The following is an 8,434-nucleotide window of genomic DNA, read 5'->3' as shown; positions in this document are numbered from 1 at the left end:
AGCGCCGATGGTAGTGTGGGGTCTCCCCATGTGAGAGTAGGGAACTGCCAGGCATTAAATAAGAAGAACCCCGTACCGTAAGGTGCGGGGTTTTTTACTTTTGTTTTTCTCCCTCTTCCTGCGGGAGAGGGCATCAGACCGCACACCACCCCACAATAAACTCAGCAATCTTATCCTCATCATTTAAATCCAGCACCGGAACCTCAACATCGAGAGCGACATCGCTGGCCACCGCAATGACATGCTCATCCAGCGTTAACTCGCTAACATCATGCCCGGCATCGCTTCTGAACAGCAGGATCTTTGCAACGGCCTCATGCTTAAATCCCTCAACCAGCACCAGATCAAGCGTGGAGTGATCCATCCGACTGACCAGATACGCGAGATCCAGTGGTGCTTCATCGGGCGTTTCCGTCATTAATGCCCACCGCTCACGACTTGCCACCATGGTTTGCGCGGCACCTGCCTTACGCAGTTCATAGCTGTCTTTACCCGGTTTATCGACGTCCATATTGTGGTGGGTATGCTTAATCAGCCCTGGGCGGATGCCTCTGGCACAAAGTGCGGGTATCAGCTTTTTGAGCAGCGTTGTTTTCCCGGTACCACTCCAGGCGGCGATAGCTAAAACAGGCGTCATTTTTTCTCCTGCATGGTCTGTAAATCTTCCGTCGTATTCACGTTCACAAATGCAGACTTCCAGTCGCTAAAATCAACGAAATGGCCGCCTGACTGACGCATAAACACCATGACTCTTCGCTCTCCCGCCGTCAGGTAATCCTGCAGCGCTGGAACTAATGATCTATGAATCAGCGTAATAGCAGGATGGTCACGCTCACCGTCATGCACCCAGACAACCGGTGCACCATCACGAAATTGCACGAGACGCTCGACAAGGCAGGAGGGAATAAACGGCGTATCACACGGGCAGAAAACAAACCACTCTGCCTCAGACTGCTGCATGACCGAGAGCATGCCGGCCAACGGTCCTGCGTAATCCCCAAGAGTATCCTGATAAACGGGGTATCCGCTGCGCTGATAAATATCGATATGGCGATTGGCACTGATGGCCATTGCCGAAACCTGATCTGCAAGCGTGTCAGCAACATGCTGCCAAAGTGGCTTACCGTTAAGGTGCTGAAGCCCCTTATCTTTTCCCGCCATGCGCGTTGCCCTGCCACCCGCCAGAACCACTCCGATGATTTCCTGACCCGGATTCACGAATATCGCCTCTTTTATTGTGGGATTGACCCTGCTAACGTGTCACTCTAAATGAAAGGAGCACCACCATGAAATGTAAACGTCTGAATGAAGTCATTGAACTCCTCCAGCCAGCCTGGCAAAAAGAGCCAGAGCTGAATCTGATGCAATTTTTACAGAAACTGGCGAAAGAGTCAGGTTTTGAAGGTGAACTGACAGACCTTTCTGACGACATCCTGATCTATCACCTCAAAATGCGTGACTCTGCCAAAGATGCTGTTATTCCTGGTATTCAGAAAGATTATGAGGAAGATTTTAAAACCGCATTGCTGCGCGCCCGAGGCGTAATTAAAGAGTAAAAGCTTGTAAGCGGCGGCACCGAAATCGCCACAAGATGATATCCTGAATCATTCGTATAATTTCCGGATGATCGGATGAACGACCAGGCTTTTACTTTCCAGACATTACACCCGGATACCATTATGGATGCGCTGTTTGAGCAGGGTATTCGGGTGGATTCCGGGCTCACCCCGCTAAATAGCTACGAAAACCGCGTCTATCAATTCCAGGACGAGGATCGCCAGCGCTTCGTTGTTAAGTTCTATCGCCCCAAGCGCTGGTCCGCTGAACAAATTCAGGAAGAGCATCAGTTTGCTCACGATTTACTGAATGATGAAGTTCCTGTTGCCGCACCGATAAAATTCAATAACCAAACGCTCCTTACGCACGAAGGGTTCTATTACGCCGTATTTCCCAGTCTGGGTGGCCGCCAGTTTGAAGCGGATAATATCGACCAAATGGAGTGGGTCGCCCGCTATCTGGGGCGCATCCACCAGACGGGACGCAAAACGTCGTTTATTGCCCGCCCGACTATCGGAATTCAGGAATACCTTATTGAACCCCGCCAGGTCTTCGAAACCTCAGCGTTTATTCCCTCTGCGTTAAAGGACGCGTTTCTCAGCGCGACGGATAAACTTATTGGGGCGGTAAAAGCCTGCTGGCGCGATGATATTTCTGTCCTGCGTTTGCATGGTGATTGTCATGCCGGGAATATTCTCTGGCGCGATGGCCCTCTGTTTGTTGACCTCGATGATGCGAGGATGGGGCCTGCAGTGCAGGATTTGTGGATGTTGCTCAACGGCGACAAAGCCGAGCAACGTATGCAGCTTGAAACGATTATTGAAGCCTATGAAGAGTTTAGCCCTTTTAATTCAGACGAAATTGCCCTGATAGAACCTTTACGTGCGATGCGTTTTGTTTATTATCTCGCATGGTTAATCAGGCGTTGGGATGATCCCGCATTTCCTCGTAATTTCCCGTGGCTTACCGGAGAGGATTACTGGCGCAGCCAGATATCCACATTTACTGAGCAGGTTAAGGTTCTTCAGGAACCCCCACTGCAACTAACGCCGATGTATTAATTGGACACACCCAGGAGAGAGTTAATCATGAAAAAAATTTGGCTGGCGCTGGCAGGTATGATTCTGGCATTTAGCGCTTCTGCTGCACAGTTTACCGACGGCAAACAGTACATCACGCTGGACAAGCCCGTCGCTGGCGAGCCACAGGTTCTCGAGTTCTTCTCGTTCTATTGCCCACACTGCTATGAGTTTGAGCAGGTGCTGCATGTTGCTGACAACGTGAAGAAAAAGCTGCCAGAAGGCACCAAAATGACCAAATACCACGTTGAGTTCCTGGGCCCATTGGGTAAAGACCTGACTCAGGCGTGGGCGGTTGCGATTGCGCTGGGTGTGGAAGATAAGATCACCTCCCCTATGTTTGAAGCGGTGCAGAAAACCCAGACCGTCCAGACCGCAGCAGATATTCGTAAAGTGTTCGTTGACGCAGGCGTGAAAGGTGAAGACTACGACGCCGCGTGGAACAGCTTTGTCGTGAAATCGCTGGTTGCTCAACAGGAAAAAGCCGCAGCCGATCTGCAGCTCCAGGGCGTTCCGGCGATGTATGTTAACGGCAAATATCAGCTGAACATGCAGGGCATGGACACCAGCAGCATGGATATCTTCGTACAGCAGTACGCAGACACCGTGAAATACCTGGTCGAGAAGAAGTAAACCCAATGATATAAAAACGCCGGTCAATGACCGGCGTTTTTGTTTGAAGCTTTGATGTTCTCTATCTGCTCGTCTTTCTCTTTCCAGAGCGTATTAAGCCAAAGCTGGAAACGACGTTTGAAGTTCTTATCGTTAACGTAATCCCCATGCAGTTCGGTATCAATTGGCACCAGATCGACACGAATCACGATACGCGTCAGCTTGCCGCTAAGCATATCGAAGAAAGGCGTCTTATCGTTTTCCGGATAGCAGAGCGTCACGTTCAGTAATTTATCGAACTGTGCCCCCAGCACGTTAAGCGCCATGGCAATACCCGCCGCCTTGGGTGGCAGCAGGTTCTGATAAGGGGAGCGAGTCTGAAGACGCTTCTCTTTTGTAAACCGCGAGCCTTCGACAAAATTCACAATCGTTGTCGGATGTGCGCGAAACTTCTCGCAGGAACGACGCGTCGTTTCCACATCCTTACCACGCCGCTCCGGGTGGCGAATCAAATAGCTGCGCGAATAGCGTTTCATAAACGGCATATCCAGCGCCCAGCAGGCCAGGCCGATAAACGGTACCCAGGCCAGCTGTTGCTTCAGGAAGTATTTGTTCATCGGGATATGCTTACGGAACAGCACACATAACACCACGATGTCGGCCCAGCTGTGGTGATTACAGATCAGCAGATACCAGTTCTTTTTGTTGAGTCTTTCCAGACCCTCAACGTCCCACTTCAGGTGAGGATTCAGGCGCAGCAGGATGGCCAACCCTTCGCACCAGCAGTACATCATGAAATTACAAAACGCCGACACGGCTCGCCAAACCGTAGGCAAAGGTAACAGCAGTTTAATTATCCCAGCGATGATGATCGGTACAGAACAGGCGATCGTCACCAGAATAGTTAAAATGATGCTTAACAGTAATGTTATTGCAGCGAGCAATCTCGACATGATGAGCTTTTTCAAATGGTTAGCTGTAAGTTAGCGACCGACTATCCGGTGCAGGGCGCTGATTTTATCAGAAATCAGACAAAATAATGGGGCTTTCATACGGAGAGTTGACAGGCAGCATCTCGCTGCAGAAGATTTCACTACTATTACGCAGCAAACCGGGCATATATCCACATATGCTATATTCTCATTAGCTAGCAATATAATTCATTATCCTCATATAACTAATTGATAAATAGATGATAATTATGTGTCTTTACGCTTTTTTTGCCTTTATTAGTCATATGAAGTGAAAGTATTCACAAACTTATCCACAGTTTAAATTTTGCGAGCGATCCTCACGATCGTAAAATCTTTTCCTGTATCAGGCGCTAATAACTGATGTTTTCATCCTTCTGTGGCATCCTTTAGTCATAAATTGATTAAAGGCACGGACATTATGGTTCAGATCCCAGAAAACCCTCTTATTCTCGTCGACGGCTCTTCTTACCTGTATCGGGCGTATCATGCGTTTCCTCCTCTGACCAATAGCGCAGGGGAACCCACCGGCGCGATGTACGGTGTACTTAACATGCTGCGTAGCCTGATCCTTCAGTATCAGCCAACCCATGCGGCAGTCGTTTTTGATGCGAAAGGCAAAACTTTCCGCGACGAGTTATTTGAGCATTACAAATCTCACCGTCCGCCAATGCCTGACGATCTGCGTGCGCAGATTGAGCCGCTGCACGCGATGGTGAAAGCGATGGGGCTGCCACTGCTGGCGGTTTCTGGTGTTGAAGCGGATGACGTCATTGGCACCCTGGCGCGTGAAGCCGAAAAAATGGGCCGTCCGGTTCTCATCAGTACTGGTGATAAAGATATGGCGCAGCTGGTGACGCCAGGGATCACCCTGATTAACACCATGACCAACACCATCCTCGGCCCTGAAGAGGTGGTCGCAAAATATGGCGTGCCGCCAGAGTTGATTATCGATTTCCTCGCGTTGATGGGCGACTCATCGGATAACATCCCAGGCGTGCCAGGCGTTGGCGAAAAAACGGCACAGGCACTCCTTCAGGGACTGGGCGGGCTGGATACGCTGTATGCGGAGTCTGACAAAATCGCCGGGCTCTCCTTCCGTGGCGCAAAAACCATGGCCGGGAAGCTGGAAGAGAATAAAGAGGTGGCTTATCTCTCCTATAAGCTGGCGACGATTAAAACCGATGTTGAGTTGGAACTGGGATGTGAGCAGCTTGAGGTACAGCAACCGTCAGCGGATGACCTGCTGAGTCTGTTTAAGAAATACGAATTTAAGCGCTGGACCACCGACGTGGAAGCCGGTAAATGGCTGCAGGCAAAAGGCGTCAAACCGGCTGCGAAGCCAAAAGAGACGATTGTCATTGATGCCGACGATCAGGCTGAAGAAGAAGCCGCAGCGCTCTCTTTTGAGCACTACGACACCATTCTTGAAGAGTCACAGCTGGTTGCCTGGATCGAGAAATTGAAAAAAGCACCGGTGTTTGCTTTCGACACGGAAACCGACAGCCTGGATAACATTACCGCCAATATGGTGGGCCTGTCATTTGCGACAGAGCCGGGTATCGCTGCCTATGTTCCCGTCGCGCACGATTACCTGGACGCACCGGAGCAACTCTCTCGCGAACGCGTGCTGGAACTGCTGAAGCCGATTCTGGAAGACGACAATGTGTTGAAGGTGGGGCAAAACCTCAAATACGATCGCGGTATTCTGCAAAACTACGGTATTGAGCTGCGCGGTATAGCGTTTGATACCATGCTGGAATCCTACATTCTGGACAGCGTAGCAGGCCGTCATGATATGGACTCCCTGTCTGACCGCTGGTTAAAGCACAAAACCATCACGTTTGAAGAGATTGCCGGTAAGGGCAAAAATCAGCTCACCTTTAACCAGATTGCGCTGGAAGAGGCGGGACGCTATGCGGCAGAAGATGCCGACGTCACGCTGCAGCTGCACCTGAAGATGTGGCCAAAACTGCAGAAGCACGAAGGGCCGCTGAATGTGTTTCAGAACATTGAGATGCCGCTGGTACCTGTTCTTTCACGCATCGAGCGCAACGGCGTAAAAATCGATCCGACGGTACTGCATAACCACTCGGGCGAACTCGCCCAGCGTCTGACCGAACTGGAGCAAAAGGCCCATGAGCTTGCCGGTGAGCCGTTTAACCTCTCATCGCCAAAACAGCTGCAAACCATTCTGTTTGAAAAGCAGGGGATCAAACCGCTGAAGAAAACCCCTGGCGGCGCACCGTCCACCTCTGAAGAGGTGCTGGAGGAGCTGGCGCTGGATTATCCGCTGCCCAAAGTCATTCTGGAGTACCGTGGTCTGGCAAAGCTGAAATCGACTTACACCGATAAGCTGCCGCTGATGATCAACCCGAAAACGGGTCGTGTGCATACTTCATACCATCAGGCTGTGGCGGCCACCGGACGTCTCTCCTCGACCGATCCGAACCTGCAGAACATTCCGGTACGAAATGAAGAAGGGCGTCGCATTCGTCAGGCGTTTATTGCACCTGATGACTATCTGATTGTTTCTGCTGACTACTCGCAAATCGAGCTGCGCATTATGGCGCACCTCTCGCGTGATAAGGGCCTGTTGACGGCCTTTGCCGAAGGGAAGGACATCCACCGGGCAACCGCTGCGGAAGTCTTTGGTCTGCCGCTGGACAGCGTGACAAACGAGCAACGCCGCAGCGCGAAAGCAATCAACTTCGGCCTGATTTACGGCATGAGCGCCTTCGGTCTTTCACGCCAGCTCAATATTCCGCGTAAAGAGTCGCAGAAGTATATGGATCTCTACTTCGAGCGATATCCGGGTGTACTGGAATATATGGAACGCACCCGCGCGCAGGCGAAGGAAAAAGGCTACGTTGAAACCCTGGACGGTCGTCGTCTCTACTTACCCGACATTAAATCCAGCAACGCGGCGCGCCGTGCCGGGGCAGAACGTGCTGCAATCAACGCCCCGATGCAGGGAACCGCAGCTGACATCATCAAGCGCGCGATGATCGCCGTGGATGCCTGGCTGGAAAAAGAGAAACCGCGCGTGAAAATGATCATGCAGGTACACGATGAACTGGTGTTCGAAGTGCACAAAGACGATCTCGATAGCGTGTCGAAGACGATTCACGAACTGATGGAAAACAGCATGAAACTCGATGTGCCGTTGCTGGTGGAAGTGGGAAGTGGTGAAAACTGGGATCAGGCTCACTAATGGTTCGGCGAATAACGCGCTTTTTATGTAAGTTAGCAACATAACGACGTGCGTTTTGTGATGATCATTAGAATTCCCTATGTAAAGAATGAAAAAAAACTACAAAAAGTGCTTTTTCTGCAGCAAAAAAAGGGGTAGAGTTAGCGGCGTAGGGTACAGAGGTAAGATGTTCTATCTTTCAGACCTTTTACTTCACGTAATCGGATTTGGCTGAATATTTTAGCCGCCCCAGTCAGTAATGACTGGGGCGTTTTTTATTGCGGCAAAGAAAATTTCGGACAAAAACAAGCGCGGCCATGGCCGCGCCCGGTATTACTCTTCTTCCGCTTCTGTTGCGGGCTCCAGCTCACTGAACCAGCTGTCGAGCTTCTGACGCAGCTTATCCACACCCTGCTTTTTCAGCGAGGAGAACGCTTCAACCTGCACATCACCGTTGAATGCCAGTACCGCTTCACGAACCATATTCACCTGCGCTTTACGCGCGCCGCTCGCCAGTTTATCCGCTTTTGTCAGCAGCACCAGAACGGCAATATCGCTTGCCACAGCCCAGTCGATCATCTGCTGATCAAGGTCTTTCAGCGGGTGACGAATATCCATCAGCACCACCAGGCCTTTCAGGCACATGCGCTTTTCCAGGTATTCACCCAGCGCGCGCTGCCACTTGATCTTCATCTCTTCCGGTACCTGCGCGTAACCGTACCCCGGTAAATCGACCAGGCGTTTTCCTTCGGCCACTTCAAACAGGTTAATCAGCTGGGTACGGCCAGGTGTTTTTGAGGTACGCGCCAGGTTCTTCTGATTGGTCAGCGTATTCAGTGCGCTGGATTTCCCCGCATTCGAGCGGCCAGCAAAGGCCACTTCGATGCCGGTATCAGAGGGCAGGTGGCGAATATCGGGCGCACTGGTGACAAAATGCGTCTGTTGGTAGTTCCAGGTAGTCACGTGGTCGTCTCCAAAAATCGTAATCTGCGGGGGATTATACCTGAATGCAGGCAAAAGAC

At 51.0% G+C, this 8,434-nt stretch carries 8 protein-coding genes; 4 read left to right on the top strand and 4 right to left on the bottom strand.

Annotated elements, in window-relative coordinates; genetic code table 11:
• Positions 1 to 133: 133 nt before the first annotated feature.
• Positions 134 to 637, bottom strand: a complete 504-nt coding sequence (gene mobB / locus HX884_RS14665; RefSeq protein WP_040020371.1) for a molybdopterin-guanine dinucleotide biosynthesis protein MobB — start codon at positions 635 to 637, stop codon at positions 134 to 136.
• Positions 634 to 1,218: a molybdenum cofactor guanylyltransferase MobA gene (gene mobA, locus HX884_RS14660; RefSeq protein WP_057072919.1), complete on the bottom strand. Its 585-nt coding sequence runs from the start codon at positions 1,216 to 1,218 to the stop codon at positions 634 to 636. Before mobA ends, mobB begins: the two co-directional genes overlap by 4 nt.
• Positions 1,219 to 1,286: 68 nt before the next feature.
• On the opposite strand from mobA, the gene HX884_RS14655 reads away from it, so the two are divergent.
• The 3 genes from HX884_RS14655 to dsbA all read left to right on the top strand — a co-directional run bounded on the left by HX884_RS14655 (position 1,287) and on the right by dsbA (position 3,269).
• Positions 1,287 to 1,556 (top strand): YihD family protein, encoded by a 270-nt coding sequence (locus tag HX884_RS14655; protein WP_013099387.1) that lies wholly within the window; start codon positions 1,287 to 1,289, stop codon positions 1,554 to 1,556.
• Positions 1,557 to 1,631: 75 nt separating this feature from the next.
• Positions 1,632 to 2,618 (top strand): serine/threonine protein kinase, encoded by a 987-nt coding sequence (locus tag HX884_RS14650; protein WP_040020369.1) that lies wholly within the window; start codon positions 1,632 to 1,634, stop codon positions 2,616 to 2,618.
• A gap of 27 nt (positions 2,619 to 2,645) precedes the next feature.
• Positions 2,646 to 3,269: a thiol:disulfide interchange protein DsbA gene (gene dsbA, locus HX884_RS14645; protein ID WP_013099385.1), complete on the top strand. Its 624-nt coding sequence runs from the start codon at positions 2,646 to 2,648 to the stop codon at positions 3,267 to 3,269.
• A 23-nt stretch (positions 3,270 to 3,292) separates the two neighbouring features.
• Here dsbA and HX884_RS14640 read toward each other — a convergent pair whose 3' ends face one another.
• On the bottom strand, positions 3,293 to 4,201 hold the full coding sequence (locus HX884_RS14640) for an acyltransferase (protein WP_178328398.1): 909 nt from the start codon (positions 4,199 to 4,201) through the stop codon (positions 3,293 to 3,295).
• A 439-nt stretch (positions 4,202 to 4,640) separates the two neighbouring features.
• On the opposite strand from HX884_RS14640, the gene polA reads away from it, so the two are divergent.
• Positions 4,641 to 7,433, top strand: a complete 2,793-nt coding sequence (polA, locus tag HX884_RS14635; RefSeq protein WP_178328397.1) for a DNA polymerase I — start codon at positions 4,641 to 4,643, stop codon at positions 7,431 to 7,433.
• 312 nt (positions 7,434 to 7,745) lie between these two features.
• Here polA and yihA read toward each other — a convergent pair whose 3' ends face one another.
• Entirely contained in the window at positions 7,746 to 8,375 is a 630-nt protein-coding gene (yihA, locus tag HX884_RS14630; protein ID WP_020686870.1) for a ribosome biogenesis GTP-binding protein YihA/YsxC, read from the bottom strand.
• Positions 8,376 to 8,434: the final 59 nt, after the last annotated feature.

Origin of the sequence: Enterobacter sp. SECR19-1250, assembly GCF_013391025.1 — a bacterium.
Lineage (GTDB): Bacteria > Pseudomonadota > Gammaproteobacteria > Enterobacterales > Enterobacteriaceae > Enterobacter > Enterobacter cloacae.
This window is presented reverse-complemented; position numbering and strand designations above follow the sequence as displayed.